Raw genomic sequence first — 17,676 nt, 5'->3', positions numbered from 1 at the left:
ATTTATTGAGCTATTTTGAGTAAGATAATGATCTAACTCTTTTTATTACCTCATTCTTATAATCGTAAAGTATAGAACCTTAATTATTTCCATGACAAATTCAGCTCAAACCACCAGCAAAACTAGCATAAAAGTGAACGGCATCGATATAGCTTATCGCTTCGATGGACCCGAAAACGGCCACGTCGTATTGCTAAGTAATAGCCTCATGTCGAATTACGCTATGTGGGATTGCACCATTCCCGCCTTGACTGATCGATATCGTACTTTGCGCTATGACACCCGTGGTCATGGTGGCTCTGGCACAACTAACGGACCTTACAGTATGGCGCAATTAGCGGATGACGCCATTGGTTTGTTAGACGCATTGCACATAGACAAAGTGCATTTCATTGGTTTATCAATGGGCGGCATGATTGGTCAGCAATTAGGTGCGCGTTTTCCAGAGCGAGTATATTCGCTGTCATTGTGCGATACCGCAAGTGAGATGCCGCCGCGCAATTTGTGGGAGGAGCGCTTTGCAACGGCCAAGCAAGAGGGCATAGCGGGGCTGATGCCTGGCACCCTAAAGCGCTGGTTTCTCGATGATTTTATTAATAGCTCACCAGCGGAAATTGAAAAGGTGCGGCAGATGATTTTAGGGACTGGCGTTGAGGGCTATATCGCCTGCGGTAGTGCGGTACGGGATATGACGCATAGCGCGATGCTCTTAAAAATTAAAGCGCCAACCCTGGTGTTAACTGGTCGACAAGATCCAGCCTGTACCGTTGATCAAGCCACGGTACTGCATCGTTTAATTGATCACTCTGAAATGATCATTATTGAAAATGCTGCGCATTTATCTAATATTGAACAGCCCGTTGCGTTTAATACCGCAATTCGCGGCTTTATAGATGGTGTTGACGATCGTCTTTAAGTAAAAAAATCATGAAAAAAACGGATCTATATAAAAATCAAGGGCTAGCAGTGGCCCACCAAATGAAAAATGCAACTAAAGCGAAGCAGCTTGGTAAAGCCGATACTTCAGCGCAAAAAAATGCACTCGCCAGAAAAAATCCTTTACTCGCATCCTTAATGGGCAAAACTGAGCCAGTAGTTAAGGTACATGTAGCTAAAGCAAGTACGACAAAATCATCAGCAAAATTAAAATCAAAATAGAAAATAGAACCGCAATAGAAAATAAAATCGCTATTAATCAGTTTCAGTATTTAACTCTATAACTGACAGAGCGATTTAAGTTTCTTGAAAGAGGGCTTCATCATGAATACGGCGGGAGATGAATTAAATAAGCCGTGGTTAAAAAACTATCCTGCGGGAGTCCCTCAGCAGATTGATATCTCACGGTATAACTCGCTACTTGATTTATTTAGCGAATCGTTTACGCGCTTTTCGCAACGTAAAGCCTATCAATATTTTGGCCAGGCGCTAACATTTAGCGAGCTCAATCAGGCTTCGCAAGATTTTGCCGCTTATTTACAAAGCTTAGGCTTAGAGCGAGGCGCGCGGATTGCCATCATGCTGCCAAATGTTCTGCAATACCCGATCGCGATGCTAGGCATATTAAGAGCGGGCTTCGTGGTGGTCAATATTAATCCACTGTATACCCCCCGCGAGTTGGAGTATCAATTGCAGGATAGCGGCGCTTCTGTCCTAATCATCTTAGAAAATTTTGCTCATGTTTATCAAAGCATAGAACCGCAAATGCAATTGAAGCAGGTCATCGTTACTAGTATTGGCGAGCTAATTGGCATTAAAGGGTGGGCCATTGATTTTGTTTTACGTCATGTTAAAAAAGTTGTACCAGCCTGGCATCTTGAAGGTAGCATTGCTTTTAAAAGCGCATTACACATTGGCGCAAAGAAGCAACTACAGGCGGTGCAAATTTTGTCCGCGGATATCGCTTTTTTGCAATATACCGGCGGGACAACTGGAGTTTCCAAGGGAGCGGTTTTATCGCATCGAAATATCTTGGCCAATGTGCTGCAGGTTGATGTTTGGTTAGAGCCAGCGCTGACCTTAAAAACGCCAGCTGGTGCAACGGTCAGCAAAGATGATCAATTAGTGTTTTTATGTGCTTTACCGCTGTATCACATCTTTGCGTTAACAGCGTGTGCTTTAGTGGGAATTCAGCGGGGCGCCTTAAACATTTTGGTACCAAATCCAAAAGATATTGCGGGCTTCATCCAATTGTTAGCAAAAAATCCATCAATCCATCTTTTCCCTGTAGTGAATACTTTACTTGCCGCCTTATTGCGCCATCCTAATTTTGCTAAGCTACAGTTCCCCAATTTGCTAGTTACCATTGGCGGCGGTATGGCAGTGCAAAAAAACGTTGCCGATTTGTGGCAACAAATGACGGGTGTACCCGTTGCCGAAGGTTATGGTTTATCAGAAACAGCACCGGTGGCGTGTGTAAATACGCCATTAATTAAGGAATTTACGGGGCACATTGGCCTACCGTTACCCAGTACAGAGATCCAAATAAGAGGCGACGATGGTTTGCCGACCGCGCTTGGCGAGCCGGGCGAGATTTGTATTCGCGGACCGCAGGTGATGGTAGGTTATTGGAATAGACCGCAAGATACACGTGAGGCGATGACGACAGATGGATTTTTTAAATCAGGCGATATTGGCACGATGAATGCAGATGGCTACGTCAAAATCATTGATCGTAAAAAGGACATGATTATTGTTTCTGGATTTAAGGTATATCCCAATGAGATAGAAGCGCTTTTAATGCAACTCGATGGGGTAATGGAATGTGCGGTAATTGGGGTTCCAGACGAAGAAACAGGTGAAGCAGTGAAATTATTTGTAGTACAGGATGTAACTGCGACTCCAAGCGAGAATCTATCCGTCGAACCAAGGGGTAATCTAACGGAAGAAGGTATTCAGAATTTTTGTAAAGCCCAACTTACTAACTATAAACGGCCTAAATACATCGTATTTAAAGAAAGCTTACCGAAAACCAATTTAGGCAAAATTTTGCGGCGTGAATTAAGGGAATGAATCTCGGTGTTTGAGCGATGAAAGTAATACGGCAAAGTGTTCAAGCCATCCTAGTGATGGTTTTATTTTCTGCCTTGCAAGTTAGGTTGGCAGTCGCACAAATTGCCCCGCCAGCCAACTATGATCAAAAATTAAGTGATATGGTTGTCAATGCTACGAGATCAGATACGCCACTCAATCAAATTCCCTTAAACACTACTATTTTGACTCCGCAAGTGTTGGAAGTGGCGCCTGATCAAACCTTAGATCAAGTGCTAAAAAATGTTCCTGGTACTTTTTTAAATGATGTACCTTACTATCAAAAAGATCCCACTGGCCAAAGTATTAACGTGCGTGGTTTAGGTTTTGGTCGTACCTTAGTATTAATTGATGGCTTGCCAGCTAATGATGCCTTCTATGGCACAGTGCAATGGAATTTGGTCCCACTCTCGTCAGTAGAAAGTGTAGAGTTTGTCCGTGGAGGCGTCTCGAATTTATGGGGTAACTATGGCATGGGCGGGGTGATTAACATTAATACCAAAACGCCAAAAAATAGTTCGCAAGATGTCTCGGCTAGCTACGGTGCCTTTAATACCAGTAACGTAGCTGTTTCAAAAGATATCGTCACATCTGATGCTTTGCAAACGCGTATCTCGGCTGATTTTTTCTCTACCTTGGGATATCAAAATTACGCCACTATTTCACCGGCCTCACCTAATAATATAAAAAACGGCATGGGTACGGATAATGCAAGTAACTCGAATATTCGTTTGCAGAATTATTTCAAGCCTACTCAAGATACCTCAGGTTTTTTTCGGCTCGGCTATAGCACCATGAAAGACTTAAGTACCAATTACAGTATCGCACCCAATTTTATTCAGGAAACCAATATCGCGGCTGGCGCAACAACAAAGTTAGATGTCGATAAAAAAATTGATGTCAACGCGTTTTATGAAAAGACCCATTTTTATAAACAAAGCGGTTCAACCGCAGCCAACGGCACGCCTTATATCAATGCTAATTACACCGATCCCTATAGTACGGTTGGTGCGTCTGCTCAATATACCCATAATTTAAAATCAAAATTAGTTGATCAATATCTTGTGGGAATTGACGCGCGCAATATATCCGCTTCGAATACCACCAATAACTTAACAACCAATGGTAATGTAGCAGCGATTAATTATGCTCAAGGTCAGCAAAATTTTTATGGCTTGATGGGGCAATTGAAGTCGAAGGGCACAACGATTCCTCTTGAGGTAACTTTAGGCGCCAGAATTGATGCGTGGAATAGTCAAACACCCACGTATTACAACACTGGCCCCAATGGCAATAATAAAACGGTGCAAACTATTAAAAACCAAAATGTGAACCCCTTCAATCCTTCTCTGGGACTCTTATTTCCAGCAAGCAAAGATTGGGATTTTCGGGCCGCTGCTTATCAGGCTTATCATGCGCCCAGCTTAAACAATACTTTGCGGACCTATGGCTCGGCGACAGGTTGGTACTTCTCTAATCCTAATTTAATTCCAGAAACGATGAAAGGTTTTGAATTCGGAAGCGATTACCGCTGGGGCGGGGGTTTTGCGCAAGTCACTGCTTTTAATAATTACATTACCAATGCAGTTGCCAATTACACCTTGAAGGCGGCAAATTCTACCGATGTGGCTTTGGCTAAAAATTTATGTAATTCTGGTGCAGTTAATCCCTTAACTAAAAATGGCGGAGCAGGAGTTTGTAATTCGAGTTCGATTAGTTACTTCACCAATAATCAAAATTTATTAAGTCAAGGCCTTGAATTTCAGTATCACCACGATATTAATTCACACTGGAGTCTTGACGGTGGCTATACCTATACCGTGACCCGTCTAACTTGGACTGCCACCAGTGACCCGACGAATAGCCAAGTTGGCGGCGTTCCCCAAAATTTGGGCAGTGCTGGAATTACTTATTACCCCTTACCTAAAGCCAGCCTGACTGCAACCGTGCGTTATGCGGGAAATTCATGGATGGATACAGCCCATGCTTTTCCGGTACCAGCTTATGCGGTAGTTGGCTTTAGAGCCAATTATGAGATTACCCCGCAGGCGACAATTTTTGCTTCTGTGGTCAACTTATTTAACCGCCAATATGTGACTTTTAATATTGCTAATAGCGCTAGTAGTTATCAGGCGGGAATGCCTTTAGCCGTATCTGTTGGCGCGCGCTTAGTGTTTTAGAGTAGGGCTTTAATCAGGTTTTGCCCGCTTCATGCTGAGGAACTAACAGAAGATTAATTAGGCTAAACCCTAAGTAAAGACTTGGTTATAACAGTCTAAAAAGTGATTAAATTAATAAGTCGTTTTTGATCCATCCGAAGAAAGTAGGAAAAGCATGAACTTATCTAAAAATTCCACAAATAACGATGTCAAATTGAATGCATCTTTATGGGCAGTTACAGCAATTGTTGTCGTCTTGGCAGGCTGTGCCTCATCTCCGCCAGAGAAGCCAAAAGCAGCGGCCGCCCCAGCCCCTGCCGCCGCCGCCCCACCCCCCGCTTGGAAGCAAGGAATGGGACCTGATATGGCCAATTCAACTTTGGCCCCCTTAGCAGGCAAGATGACCGCAACGCCAATCAGTGATATTCCCATTAATAAACTCAAGCTACCACCCGGCTTCAAGATTGAGGTTTGGGCTACTGGAATGCCGGGCGCACGTGCCATGGCGCTTGGTGATAATGGCAAAGTTTACATTGGTACCCGTGCTATTGGCCGTGTTTATGAGGTCACCGATAACGGGAAAGAGCGCACGAATCGAATAGTAGTCGATAAATTAGTCCAACCTGCAGGAGTTGCGTTTAATAAGGGCTCTTTATATGTGATGGCAATTGATAAAGTATTGCGCTTTGACGGTATAGATAAAAATGCGAGCGTTACACCAGTTGACTTAACCGCTAAATTTAATCTACCTCCTGAGCAGCACCATAATTGGAAGTACATTGCATTTGGTCCCGATGGCAAGCTATATATCCCCTTTGGCGCACCTTGCAATATTTGTGAGCCACCCACTGCAGAATATGCACAAATTCGCCGCTATAACCCAGATGGATCGGGAATGGAAGTTTTGGCGACGGGTGTGCGCAATAGCGTTGGCTTTGATTGGCATCCTACAACCAAGCAACTTTGGTTTACAAATCATGGGCGTGATTGGATGGGTGACGATAAGCCCAATGACACTTTAAACCTACTTTCTAAGACAGGTTTAAATTTTGGCTTCCCTTATTGCCACCAAGGCAATCTTCCCGACAATGTCATTACGAAAGCAAATGCTTGTCAGGGGGTTGAGCAACCTGTTGCTTTGATGGGCACTCACGTAGCTACTATGGGAATCAAGTTCTATACCGGCAATATGTTCCCACCAGAGTATAAGAATGCCGCATTAATTGCACGTAAGGGATCTTGGAATCGTAATCAAAAGTCGGGCTTCGATGTGGTGATGGTTAAAGCAGGAGCGGATGGCAAGAATCCTAAGATAACACCTTTTATTACTGGTTTTTTAAACCCAGCTGATCAGTCTTTTTGGGGCCGCCCAGCCTATTTAATGCAGATGCCTGATGGATCTATGTTGGTTTCAGATGAGCAGCTTGGTGCTATTTATAGAGTGACATATAGTAAGCAGCAACTTGCAGCTAAATAAAAAGATTTATTATTTTGTTGTTTTTACGAATAGCGACGTTTGCCTTAGGTATCATTTTTTCTAGCGCAACGTCGCTTTTGTTTGCTCAAGGTATCACTAGTAAATTACAGGCCTGTGGCGCTTGTCATGGGGTTGATGGCAACTCAAAGATTGTTGGCACCCCCTCGCTAGCTGGCCAACCAAAAACTTTTCTTGAAAATCAAATGATCATGATACGGGAAGGTCTACGTAATATTCCGCCAGAAATGAAGGGTTTACTTGATGGATTTAGTGATGCTACGATTGTTGAAATAGCTCAATTTTATGCAGGCCAAACTGCTCAGTCTCAAGCGGGTATCCGTAATCAAATTTTGTATGTACAAGGTGAGTATATTTCGAAGGAAGCCTTGTGTGGCACTTGCCATTTACCAACTTATGTTGGTAGAGATCAAATGCCTCGGATTGCCGGCCAACGGGAGGAATATCTTTTGCACACTATGCGGCAATTTCGCTCTAATAAGGCAACTGGGCGAGATACTATTATGGTCGCCTCGCTCTATGGCATGAATGAGGACGATTTAAAGGCGATTGCTCATTACCTTTCGCAACTAAAATAAATAGAGTTTTATTTTGAGAGAATTGTTTACTTTGTACGGACTATAACGATTATAAAAATAGTTCAAATTTAAAAAGGTGCTGAGTGTGGAGATTTTTAAATCGCAACTTAGTTACTGGTAAACAAAGAGCTAATAAAAACGTTTAGTAGCGAAATAAAGATACTGGCAAAGAATGCGGTCCAAAAACCAGCCAAACTAAAACCACTCACCAATTTTGCAACGAGCATCAATACCAGTGCATTGATCACCAACAGAAACAGACCCATGGTGAGGACGGTGAGCGGCAAGGTAAAGACTATTAATAGCGGTCTTACTAGTGCATTAGCAAAGCCTAATACCAAAGCAGAAATAATTAAGGATCCCGTGTCGTTAAATTTCAGGCCGCTAAAGACGTAGCTAGCTGCCCACAGCGATAGGGCGGTAACGCCCCAGGTAATTAAAAATGGTGTTGAGTTGGCAAACATGGTTTTGTCCTCGTTTTATTAGTTTCCATAGTATCAGCCTTGGCTGCTTAGGCTTAAAAAGCGACTTCATTTGCAAAGAAAACCTCAGTTTTGGGGTCTTTTTGCACTCAAGCTAAGCTTTTAATGCCCTAAATAGGTGCATCAGCACCAATTCAAAGTATTTCCCATTTATGCACAAAGAGTGTGCGTATTTAATTCAATACAGATGTTGAATAACTTGTACCACTAACTTTTAACCCAATTTTTTACTCTTAAAGAGGTGAAGCATGAAACGTAGATCGATTTTAAAATTAACCAGCATTGCCGCTGCCCTCAGTTTTGCTGGCTTAAGTCATTTGGCAATAGCCCAGTCAAAAGAGCCTATTAAGGTTGGCATTTTGCATTCACTATCGGGAACGATGGCCATTTCTGAAACATCATTAAAAGATATGGCTTTGATGGAAATTGAATTAATTAATAAAAGTGGCGGCATTATGGGCCGTAAATTAGAGCCTGTCGTGGTCGACCCTGCCTCTAATTGGCCTTTATTTGCTGAGAAAGCCCGTCAATTACTAACTAAAGATAAAGTTGCAGTGGTTTTCGGATGCTGGACATCAGTTTCGCGTAAATCAGTTTTACCTGTATTCGAAGAATTAAACGGACTACTTTTCTACCCAGTGCAGTATGAGGGTGAAGAGATGTCACGTAACGTGTTTTACACCGGTGCTGCTCCTAACCAACAGGCGATTCCTGCGGTTGAATATTTAATGAGCAAAGAGGGCGGCGGCGCTAAGCGTTGGGTCTTATTGGGTACCGATTATGTTTATCCTCGCACCACCAATAAAATTCTCCGTGCATTCTTGAAGTCAAAAGGCGTTAAAGACGAAGACATTCAAGAAAAGTACACCCCATTTGGCTTTGCTGATTACCAAACCATTGTTGCTGATATTAAGAAATTTTCTCAAGGCGGTAAAACTGCAGTGGTATCGACCATTAATGGTGACTCTAACGTACCGTTTTACAAAGAACTGGGTAATGCTGGCTTGAAGGCAAAAGATGTTCCAGTAGTTGCCTTCTCAGTAGGTGAAGAAGAGTTGCGTGGTGTGGATACTAAGCCATTGGTTGGGCAATTAGCCGCATGGAACTACTTCATGTCGATTAAAAACCCAGTGAATGATGCCTGGAAAAAACAATGGGCTGAGTACTCGATTGCGAAGAAGTTGCCTGGCGCAAGCAAGCCTCTAACGGATGACCCAATGGAAGCAACCCATACTGGTATTGCGATGTGGAAAGCAGCCGTTGAAAAGGCTGGCACGACTGATGTGGATGCAGTGCGCAAAGCCATGATCGGTCAAAAAATGCAAACACCAAGTGGCTACCTCGAAGTAATGGGTGCCAATCATCACCTCTCGAAGCCAGTCATGATTGGTGAAATTAAGGCTGACGGTCAATTTAATGTGATTTGGAAAACACCAACCGCGATTCCAGCAAAACCATGGAGCCCATTCATTCCTGGTAATGAAGGTAAGCCCGACTCAGTTAGCTAAATTAGTGATCAATATATTTCATATAACAAATGTTTTTTAAACCAGTTCTATAGGTAAGGCGCCCCTTCTTCCTTCGGGAAGGAGGGGATTGCCCCTCATTTTTTTACCCCATAACTATTAAAAAAGAAGTAAAAAAGACCCCATGTTTTTCCGCAGAACACTTCTAGTATGGATGACCACGTTGATCGTAAGCCTGCTTTTTTCAGGCATTGCGCTAGCGAAGCTTTCTGCCGAGCAATTAAAACCTTTATTTACTGATGATTACGACGCTAAAGTAAAAGTCATTCAAGCATTAGGCGAAGAGAAAAGTAACGAGGGCTTAAAAGTCTTACAAGCGCTCTCTGAAGAGACTCTATTTTCAACCCCCAAAGGCATCGTTATTCAAAAGGGGAGTCAATATATTGATCTGCTGAGCGATCAAGCAATTGAAGTTAAGCCAGAAGAGCTGACAGGTGTGGTTTTAAATAATCAATTACGCGCTAAGGTTGATAACTCCTTAATGAGTATGCAATTAGTCTCTCCCGATTTACAAGTGCGCACAAAAGCAGTTGATGGTTTAAGCAAAGATCCTGAGCTAGATAATTTTCCTTTAGTTGAAAAGCTCTTAGAAACCGAAAAAGACCCCAGCCTCAAAACCAAAGTTCAAAAGCTATGGGCCATGATGGCTTTACAGTCTGATGATGTTAAAAATAAATTAAAGGCCATCAGCATTCTCGGTGAGTCTGGTGATCCCAAAGTAGCCGCTCTATTAGCACCCTTATTACAGCAGGATGGTGAGGTAAAAATTGCTGCTGAAAATGCGCTCTCAAAAATCAAGAAGAAGCAATTTCTCGGTGAATTCTTAGGTAATGTAATCGCAGGATTTAGTTACGGCAGTATTTTGTTATTGTGCGCGCTGGGTTTGGCCATTATTTATGGTCTGATTGGCGTTATCAATATGGCCCATGGTGAGTTTTTAATGGTCGGGGCTTATGCCACTTATGTTGTTCAAGGTTTATTCCGTCAGTATTTACCAGGCTACCTCGATTGGTATTTAGTGATGTCGATACCGGTAGCTTTTTTAGCAGCAGCAATCTTGGGTGTGTTGTTGGAGCGAACGGTTATTCAGTTTTTATATGGCCGTCCTTTAGAAACGCTTTTAGCGACTTTTGGGGTGAGTTTGCTGATGATTCAAGGTACCCGAACTATTTTTGGCGCCCAAAACGTTGAAGTTGCCAATCCGTCTTGGATGTCTGGCGCCTTACAAGTTTTACCAAATCTGGTGGTGCCCTATAACCGCATGATCATTTTTGTCTTTGCGGTAATGGTAGTGATTGCTACTTGGTTAGTTTTAAATAAAACTCGCTTAGGTCTTTTTGTTCGAGCAGTGACGCAAAACCGGAATATGGCAGCTTGCTTAGGTGTGAAAACAAAAAAAGTTGATATGTATGCTTTTGCCTTTGGCGCTGGTATTGCTGGTTTAGGTGGTGTGGCTTTATCGCAAATTGGTAATGTGGGTCCTGACTTAGGACAAAGTTACATCATCGATTCATTTATGGTGGTGGTATTAGGAGGCGTTGGTCAATTAGCGGGTACGGTCTGGGGCGCTTTTGGCTTAGGCCTTGCCAGCAAACTCATGGAGCCCTTTATTGGCGCAGTATTAGCGAAGATTGCAATTTTGATTTTCATTATTATTTTTATTCAGCGTCGACCCCAAGGTTTATTTGCTTTAAAAGGGCGCAGCGTCGAGTAAGCCATGGATATTAAAAAACTCGCCCCGCCTTCCAAATTTGTTCTGCAGGTGCCTGCGCGTGAAGCTATTTTAAGTAAACGCGCTAGCCTAATTTTGTTAGCTATTTCTTTGGCAGTCTTAATTTGGGTGCCGCTTGCCGCTCTGGTTTTGCCTGAATCAAGTAGCTTCGCGATGTCGGCCTACGCCCTAACCCTAGTCGGTAAGATTATGTGTTTTGCGATTGCTGCGCTGGCACTCGATTTGGTGTGGGGCTATTGCGGCATTTTAAGTTTGGGCCATAGCCTGTTTTTTGCCTTGGGCGGCTACATCATGGGCATGTATTTGATGCGCGAGATTGGCAATGATGGTGTCTATAAAAGTCAGTTACCCGATTTCATGGTGTTTTTAGACTGGAAAGAGTTACCTTGGTTTTGGCACGGTAGCGAGCATTTTTGGTGGGTCATATTGATGTTGGTTTTGCTGCCAGGTTTAGTGGCGTGGATATTCGGCTATTTTGCCTTCCGCTCGCGTATTAAAGGGGTCTATTTCTCGATCATTACCCAAGCCTTAACCTATGCATCGATGTTGCTATTTTTTAGAAATGAAACTGGTTTTGGTGGCAATAATGGCTTCACTGATTTCAAGCGTATTTTAGGCTTTGCGGTGAGCTCACCCTATACCCGCGTGACACTTTTTTTAATGACCTACTTAGTTTTAGTGGCGAGTTTTATCTTATGTCGCACGATTGTTACTTCAAAGATGGGTCGCGTGATTACTGCGATTCGTGATGCGGAATCGCGTTTGATGTTCTGCGGGTATAACCCGCTGGGCTATAAATTATTTATTTGGACCTTTTCCGCTTTTTTATGCGGCATTGCTGGCGCATTATTTGTGCCGCAAGTAGGCATTATTAATCCTAGTGAGATGTCGCCGACTAACTCTATTGAAATGGTCATTTGGGTTGCAGTTGGAGGGCGCGGCACCTTGCTTGGACCGATTATTGGCGCTTTTGCTGTCAGTGGAGCAAAAAGCTATTTCACTGCCAACTTTGCTGAATACTGGTTGTATTTCCTGGGCCTCATGTTTGTGTTTGCAACTTTATTTTTGCCGAAAGGGATTATCGGGCTGTGGGATCAACTGCGGGACCAACTGCGAGATCAACTGCGTAATAAGCTGCCACAACATAACAAGAAGGGCGAGTCTAAATGAGTGCGCATTTTATTGATAGTGGGGTGATTGATACTTCCCATACAGCGATTTTGTATGTTGAAGATCTCACTGTGCAATTCGATGGCTTTACTGCATTAAATCATTTATCTCTTTCAATTGATGTTGGCGAATTACGCTGCGTTATTGGCCCTAATGGCGCTGGCAAAACCACCTTAATGGATGTGATTACCGGTAAAACTCGCAGTGGTATGGCCGATATAACTGGCACTGTGTTTCTGGGTTCAACCATTGATTTGCGTGAAATGAGTGAGCCCCAAATAGCGCAAATTGGCGTCGGACGCAAATTTCAGAAGCCTACCGTATTTGAGCAACATCCGGTTTGGGAAAATCTTGAGCTCGCTATGGCTGGTGATAAGTCGTGGAAGCGTTCACTTGATGCTAAATTAAATGCGGATGGCCGCTCTTTAATTGAGGCAGTGCTAAGCATGATTCAATTAGAGGCGGATGTATATCGTGAGGCAGGCTTACTTTCACATGGTCAAAAACAGCGGCTTGAAATTGGCATGCTGCTAATGCAACAGCCTAAATTGCTGCTGCTCGATGAACCAGTTGCGGGGATGACGGATGAAGAAACCTTGCGCTTAGCTGAATTATTAAATTCATTACGTGGCCAATGTTCGATGATGGTAGTTGAGCACGATATGGAGTTCGTCGCTGCTTTAGCAGGAGATTCTGGCAAAGTCACGGTATTGGCAGAGGGTTCTGTATTGGCTGAGGGCACCTTAGCGCAAGTACAGCGCGATGAACGTGTGATTGAATCTTACTTAGGAAGGTAGGGCGTTAATGCTCAAAGTTCACGATCTCAATCAATATTACGGCGGTAGCCATATTTTGCGCAACCTCTCATTTGAAATTCCTAGTGGGCGCTTAACTACTTTATTAGGCCGCAATGGCGTAGGTAAGTCGACCTTATTAAAAGTTTTGATTGGTGCAATCAAAGCAAAATCTGGCAGCATTATTTGGAATCATCAAGAGTTACAGGGTTTGGCGCCATGGGACCGCGTAGCCGCTGGATTCGGATATGTACCCCAAGGACGAGAAATTTTCCCAAGACTAACTGTCGAAGAAAATTTACTGGTTGGGGCAGCTAAATTTAGCCGGCGTATTGATATACCTGCCTATATATTCGAGTTGTTCCCCATTTTGGCTGAGATGCAATCACGCCGTGGCGGTGATTTATCGGGTGGCCAGCAACAGCAATTAGCGATCGCGCGGGCGTTGATGTCCAATCCCGAGCTCTTGATATTGGATGAGCCGACTGAAGGTATTCAACCTTCTATCATTCAAGATATTGGCCGTAATTTACGTAAATTAGTTGACGAGCGTGGCATCACTGTTTTATTAGTCGAGCAGTACTACGATTTTGCAAAAAAGTTCTCCGATGAGTATTTAGTGATGCGACGTGGTGAAATCGTTGCCCAGGGACTCAGTCAAGATATGGATAAAAATGGGGTACAGGAGATGATTTCCGTTTAATGTACTAAGATCTCCTAATTGATTCAAATAATTTAATTCAATACAGTAGTGAGGCAGCGGTACAGCAATGATTTTGGCCCCCCTTCAAGCAGTGACCCAGTTACTTCGCTCGCTAACTCCGAGTTGGCTGGCCAAACTTAGTCTGCGCTATGAACATACTGCGATTGGCACGGTACTAAAGCGCGCTGAACATGAGGGTCCATTGCGAGTGCAAAAGGCGCTCTATCCAGAGGGACAGGAAATATGCCATTCGATCATCATCCATCCCCCTGCTGGCATTGCCGGGGGGGATGAGTTAGATATTCAGGTTGATCTTGGGCCAAAAAGTCATGTTGTTTTAAGTACGCCAAGCGCAACTAAATGGTACAAATCTTTTCGGAACCCCTCTCAACAAGTTATTCAAATGAATTTGGGTGAAGAGGCCAAATTAGATTGGTTACCGCAAGAAAATTTATTTTTTGCTGGCGCGCATTGCCAAGTTAAGTTACAGCTCAAATTATCTCAGTCAGCGTCATTTATTGGTTGGGATACGCTGATGTTGGGGCGAAAAGCTTCTGGTGAAGCTTGGCATCAAGGACAAGTTCATTTATTAAACCGAATTGAGCGCAACGGAAAATTACTTTTTATTGAGCAAGCTCATCTCGATGCTACCGACCCATATTTAAAGTCATCACCGCAAATGGGATCATGGCCGATTATGGGACAACTGTGGGCGCTTGGCCCCAATTGCGGAGCTCATTTACTTGAGTATTTGACCCCAAAATTGCCTTGGAATGATCATATTCGTGGGGGTGTGACGTATTTACAGCAAGGAGTATTGTTAGTACGGGTGGTATCGGACAATATTGAAATGACTCGCGCACTATTAATAGATGCTTGGACCAACTTAAGACCTCACATTCATGGAGTTGCAGCTAAACCTTTACGGTTGTGGGCATCATGAAATATCCTCATCAAGTAAGCGCTAAATAGGAAAATAAGCATATGGAATTAAGCCCTCGTGAGAAAGATAAGCTATTCATTTTTACTGCTGCTTTATTAGCAGAGCGTCGTAAAGCACGTGGCTTAAAGTTAAATTATCCGGAGTCGATTGCCCTCATTAGTGCAGCGATTATGGAAGGCGCCCGCGATGGTAAGACTGTGGCACAGCTGATGTTTGAAGGGCAACAAGTTTTAGGTCGTGCCGATGTAATGGAAGGTATACCGGAAATGATTCCAGATATACAAGTAGAAGCAACTTTTCCAGATGGTACGAAATTAGTGACCGTACATAATCCAATTGTGTAGTTAAAAGTGAGCGATTGAAAATGAAAGTAATAATAAAAGTTAAAACCGCCTTACAACTATTAATGATTTGTAGTAGCTATGGGTTTTCGACCTTAGCTCAAGCCCACTCAGGACATGATGCCGGCATTCATTTTATGGCTGGCCTAATGCATCCTTTTACTGGCTTTGATCATTTCTTAGTCATTCTATTGGTCGGTTTTTGGAGTGCTTTTGCTTTAAAGCGAGCTTACTTGGGGCCCTGCAGTTTTATGCTGGGAATGCTAGCCGGGGTAGTTGCAGGCCTGCTCGGCGTCACGCTATCTTTATTTGAATTTGGCATCACCTTTTCAGTGATGACAGTGGGCCTATTATTATTTTTTAAAAGTGATTTATCCCCTAAATTAATTTTGCTGCTGTTCAGTTTATTTGGAGTATTTCATGGCTTTGCCCACGCTGAGTTGTTTTCAGGGCAGTTAGTGGCGGCAGATGCGGGAATGCAGTTGGTATTAGAGGATGCTGCTGGTTTACTGTTGGCAACCGCTTTCTTGCATGGCTGTGGTGTTTTGCTGGCAACCAGTCTACGTGGGAAATTAACCCTTATTTCTAAAGGTATAGGACTAGCTACATTGGCTTATGGGATATTTTTATTTGGACAATTAAGTATGGTTACTCTTGCTGGAGCGGCTTAATGAGTTCATCTAAACCCAGTAGCGCTCAAATTCCCCGCTTTATTCCTGGACAATTATTTATTGAGCCAGGTGAAATTGAATTCAATGTTGGTCGCACCATCATTACACTTGAGGTCGCTAATACTGGCGATCGACCGATTCAAATTGGCTCACACTTTCATTTTTTTGAAGTCAATGATCAATTGCAATTTGAACGCGATAAAACCCGTGGCATGCGCCTGAACATTGTGGCAGGTACTGCGGTAAGGTTTGAGCCTGGCCAAAGTCGTACTGTTGAGTTAGTGGCGGTAGCAGGTGAGCGCCGTATTTATGGATTTGCTGGTCGCGTGATGGGGGCTTTGTAATGGCGAAAATTGAACGCGCTGCTTATGCTGAGATGTTTGGCCCTACACTTGGCGATCGGGTGCGGCTAGCCGACACGAATTTAATGATTGAAATTGAGAAAGATTTCACCATTTATGGTGAAGAGGTGAAGTTTGGCGGCGGTAAAGTCATTCGTGATGGCATGGGCCAAAGTCAACGCGTTTCTAAAGATTGTGCCGACACCGTTATTACCAATGCAGTCATTATTGATCACTGGGGAATTGTGAAAGCGGATATTGCCATTAAGAATGGTCGCATTGCCAATATTGGCAAGGCAGGCAACCCCGATATTCAACCTGGCGTTACTGCGGTGATTGGACCTGGAACAGAAATCATTGCTGGTGAGGGGATGATTGTGACGCCCGGTGGTATCGATACTCATATCCATTTTATTTGCCCTCAACAAATTGAGGAAGCCCTCATGTCAGGAGTAACTACCATGATTGGTGGTGGTACTGGCCCGGCTACCGGTACGTTTGCGACAACTTGCACGCCAGGGCCGTGGCATTTACAGCGTATGCTGCAATCGATCGATGCGTATCCCATGAATATTGGCTTGTTGGGCAAAGGTAATGGTAGTTTGCCAGCAGCATTACGTGAACAGGTTGACGCTGGTGCGATTGGCTTGAAATTACATGAAGATTGGGGCACCACGCCGGCTGCAATTGATTGTTGTTTGGGTGTAGCAGACGATACCGATACGCAAGTCGCCATTCATACGGATACCTTAAATGAATCTGGCTTTGTCGAAACTACTTTAGCGGCATTCAAGGGTCGTACCATTCACACTTACCATACCGAAGGTGCTGGGGGCGGTCATGCTCCAGATATTATTCGGGCTTGTGGCGAGGCCAATGTTTTACCATCATCCACTAATCCGACCCGCCCCTTCACAATTAATACCTTAGATGAGCATTTAGATATGTTGATGGTCTGTCATCATCTCGATGCTTCAATTGCCGAAGATATTGCCTTTGCAGAATCACGGATTCGCCGAGAAACAATTGCCGCTGAAGATATTCTGCATGATCTGGGGGCGTTTTCGATGCTGTCTTCTGACTCGCAAGCAATGGGTCGGGTGGGGGAAGTGATTATCCGCACTTGGCAAACTGCTGACAAAATGAAACTACAGCGCGGCTTATTACCGGGAGATACGAATCGCCATGATAATTTTCGGGTGAAGCGCTACATCGCTAAGTACACTATCAATCCAGCCATTACCCATGGCATTGCCCATGAAGTTGGCTCGATCGAAGTGGGTAAGTATGCCGATTTAGTGTTTTGGAAGCCCGCATTTTTTGGCGTGAAGCCCTCTTTAATTGTTAAAGGCGGCTCCATTGCGGCTGCTGCAATGGGTGATCCGAATGCCTCAATACCGACACCACAACCCGTGCACTACCGCAATATGTTTGCGGGTATTGGGCAAGGCATTCGTCACAGTTCATTAACTTTTCTGTCGCAATCCGCTATAGATGCAAAAGTGCATCAAGCTTATGGTTTAGAAAAAAATGTTGTCGCTGTCCGCAATTGCCGCAACATTAGTAAAGCCAATATGATTCATAACGATTGGCTCCCGCAGATTAGTGTCGATCCCGAGACTTATCAAGTAATTGCTGATGGCGAATTACTAACCTGTGAGCCCGCCAAAGTCTTGCCGATGGCACAGCGCTATTTCCTTTTTTAAGTCAGCCA

17 protein-coding genes are annotated in these 17,676 nt (G+C 43.7%); 16 read left to right on the top strand and 1 reads right to left on the bottom strand.

Annotation, left to right across the window (positions count from 1 at the left end; genetic code table 11):
- Positions 1-91 precede the first annotated feature (91 nt).
- The 6 genes from pcaD (at position 92) to LZT22_RS09545 (ending at position 7,259) form a co-directional block, all read left to right on the top strand.
- Positions 92-916, top strand: coding sequence for a 3-oxoadipate enol-lactonase (pcaD, locus tag LZT22_RS09570; protein WP_233924944.1), 825 nt, complete (start codon positions 92-94; stop codon positions 914-916).
- Positions 917-927: 11 nt separating this feature from the next.
- Complete coding sequence (locus LZT22_RS09565) at positions 928-1,158, top strand: hypothetical protein (RefSeq protein WP_233924943.1); 231 nt, start codon at positions 928-930, stop codon at positions 1,156-1,158.
- 102 nt (positions 1,159-1,260) lie between these two features.
- On the top strand, positions 1,261-3,009 hold the full coding sequence (locus LZT22_RS09560) for an AMP-binding protein (RefSeq protein ID WP_233924942.1): 1,749 nt from the start codon (positions 1,261-1,263) through the stop codon (positions 3,007-3,009).
- Positions 3,010-3,026: 17 nt separating this feature from the next.
- Entirely contained in the window at positions 3,027-5,207 is a 2,181-nt protein-coding gene (locus tag LZT22_RS09555) for a TonB-dependent receptor (RefSeq protein ID WP_233924941.1), read from the top strand.
- Between the two features lie 154 nt (positions 5,208-5,361).
- On the top strand, positions 5,362-6,663 hold the full coding sequence (locus tag LZT22_RS09550; RefSeq protein ID WP_233924940.1) for a sorbosone dehydrogenase family protein: 1,302 nt from the start codon (positions 5,362-5,364) through the stop codon (positions 6,661-6,663).
- A gap of 17 nt (positions 6,664-6,680) precedes the next feature.
- Positions 6,681-7,259 (top strand): c-type cytochrome, encoded by a 579-nt coding sequence (locus LZT22_RS09545; protein WP_233924939.1) that lies wholly within the window; start codon positions 6,681-6,683, stop codon positions 7,257-7,259.
- Positions 7,260-7,366: 107 nt separating this feature from the next.
- Here the strand turns inward: LZT22_RS09545 and LZT22_RS09540 are convergent, their stop codons facing one another.
- Positions 7,367-7,723: a phage holin family protein gene (locus LZT22_RS09540; protein WP_233924938.1), complete on the bottom strand. Its 357-nt coding sequence runs from the start codon at positions 7,721-7,723 to the stop codon at positions 7,367-7,369.
- 266 nt (positions 7,724-7,989) lie between these two features.
- Here LZT22_RS09540 and urtA point away from each other — a divergent pair, with 266 nt between their 5' ends.
- From urtA to ureC, 10 genes are all read left to right on the top strand, one after another.
- On the top strand, positions 7,990-9,249 hold the full coding sequence (gene urtA, locus LZT22_RS09535) for an urea ABC transporter substrate-binding protein (RefSeq protein WP_233924937.1): 1,260 nt from the start codon (positions 7,990-7,992) through the stop codon (positions 9,247-9,249).
- 172 nt (positions 9,250-9,421) lie between these two features.
- A complete protein-coding gene (gene urtB / locus LZT22_RS09530; protein ID WP_233924936.1) occupies positions 9,422-10,981 on the top strand; it encodes an urea ABC transporter permease subunit UrtB in 1,560 nt (519 codons plus the stop codon).
- 3 nt (positions 10,982-10,984) lie between these two features.
- A complete protein-coding gene (gene urtC / locus LZT22_RS09525) occupies positions 10,985-12,169 on the top strand; it encodes an urea ABC transporter permease subunit UrtC (RefSeq protein ID WP_233924935.1) in 1,185 nt (394 codons plus the stop codon).
- Positions 12,166-12,966, top strand: coding sequence for an urea ABC transporter ATP-binding protein UrtD (gene urtD / locus LZT22_RS09520; RefSeq protein ID WP_233924934.1), 801 nt, complete (start codon positions 12,166-12,168; stop codon positions 12,964-12,966). Before urtC ends, urtD begins: the two co-directional genes overlap by 4 nt.
- A 7-nt stretch (positions 12,967-12,973) precedes the next feature.
- Positions 12,974-13,666, top strand: a complete 693-nt coding sequence (urtE, locus tag LZT22_RS09515) for an urea ABC transporter ATP-binding subunit UrtE (protein WP_233924933.1) — start codon at positions 12,974-12,976, stop codon at positions 13,664-13,666.
- Positions 13,667-13,757: 91 nt separating this feature from the next.
- Positions 13,758-14,609, top strand: coding sequence for an urease accessory protein UreD (locus LZT22_RS09510; protein WP_233924932.1), 852 nt, complete (start codon positions 13,758-13,760; stop codon positions 14,607-14,609).
- 41 nt (positions 14,610-14,650) lie between these two features.
- A complete protein-coding gene (locus LZT22_RS09505; protein WP_233924931.1) occupies positions 14,651-14,953 on the top strand; it encodes an urease subunit gamma in 303 nt (100 codons plus the stop codon).
- A gap of 20 nt (positions 14,954-14,973) precedes the next feature.
- Complete coding sequence (locus tag LZT22_RS09500; protein ID WP_233924930.1) at positions 14,974-15,621, top strand: HupE/UreJ family protein; 648 nt, start codon at positions 14,974-14,976, stop codon at positions 15,619-15,621.
- Positions 15,621-15,965, top strand: a complete 345-nt coding sequence (locus LZT22_RS09495; RefSeq protein ID WP_233924928.1) for an urease subunit beta — start codon at positions 15,621-15,623, stop codon at positions 15,963-15,965. Before LZT22_RS09500 ends, LZT22_RS09495 begins: the two co-directional genes overlap by 1 nt.
- Positions 15,965-17,668, top strand: a complete 1,704-nt coding sequence (gene ureC, locus LZT22_RS09490) for an urease subunit alpha (protein WP_233924927.1) — start codon at positions 15,965-15,967, stop codon at positions 17,666-17,668. The genes LZT22_RS09495 and ureC overlap by 1 nt, the downstream gene beginning before the upstream one ends.
- Positions 17,669-17,676: the final 8 nt, after the last annotated feature.

Source organism: Polynucleobacter sp. IMCC 29146 (genome assembly GCF_021395195.1).
Classification (GTDB): domain Bacteria; phylum Pseudomonadota; class Gammaproteobacteria; order Burkholderiales; family Burkholderiaceae; genus Polynucleobacter.
This window is presented reverse-complemented; position numbering and strand designations above follow the sequence as displayed.

Bases quoted from the DNA above. Each gene is read 5' to 3' on its own strand.
- pcaD (WP_233924944.1), top strand. From the start codon at position 92: ATGACAAATTCAGCTCAAACCACCAGCAAAACTAGCATAAAAGTGAAC.
- LZT22_RS09565 (WP_233924943.1), top strand. From the start codon at position 928: ATGAAAAAAACGGATCTATATAAAAATCAAGGGCTAGCAGTGGCCCAC.
- LZT22_RS09560 (WP_233924942.1), top strand. From the start codon at position 1,261: ATGAATACGGCGGGAGATGAATTAAATAAGCCGTGGTTAAAAAACTAT.
- LZT22_RS09555 (WP_233924941.1), top strand. From the start codon at position 3,027: ATGAAAGTAATACGGCAAAGTGTTCAAGCCATCCTAGTGATGGTTTTA.
- LZT22_RS09550 (WP_233924940.1), top strand. From the start codon at position 5,362: ATGAACTTATCTAAAAATTCCACAAATAACGATGTCAAATTGAATGCA.
- LZT22_RS09540 (WP_233924938.1), bottom strand. From the start codon at position 7,723: ATGTTTGCCAACTCAACACCATTTTTAATTACCTGGGGCGTTACCGCC.
- urtA (WP_233924937.1), top strand. From the start codon at position 7,990: ATGAAACGTAGATCGATTTTAAAATTAACCAGCATTGCCGCTGCCCTC.
- urtB (WP_233924936.1), top strand. From the start codon at position 9,422: ATGACCACGTTGATCGTAAGCCTGCTTTTTTCAGGCATTGCGCTAGCG.
- urtC (WP_233924935.1), top strand. From the start codon at position 10,985: ATGGATATTAAAAAACTCGCCCCGCCTTCCAAATTTGTTCTGCAGGTG.
- urtD (WP_233924934.1), top strand. From the start codon at position 12,166: ATGAGTGCGCATTTTATTGATAGTGGGGTGATTGATACTTCCCATACA.
- urtE (WP_233924933.1), top strand. From the start codon at position 12,974: ATGCTCAAAGTTCACGATCTCAATCAATATTACGGCGGTAGCCATATT.
- LZT22_RS09505 (WP_233924931.1), top strand. From the start codon at position 14,651: ATGGAATTAAGCCCTCGTGAGAAAGATAAGCTATTCATTTTTACTGCT.
- LZT22_RS09500 (WP_233924930.1), top strand. From the start codon at position 14,974: ATGAAAGTAATAATAAAAGTTAAAACCGCCTTACAACTATTAATGATT.
- LZT22_RS09495 (WP_233924928.1), top strand. From the start codon at position 15,621: ATGAGTTCATCTAAACCCAGTAGCGCTCAAATTCCCCGCTTTATTCCT.
- ureC (WP_233924927.1), top strand. From the start codon at position 15,965: ATGGCGAAAATTGAACGCGCTGCTTATGCTGAGATGTTTGGCCCTACA.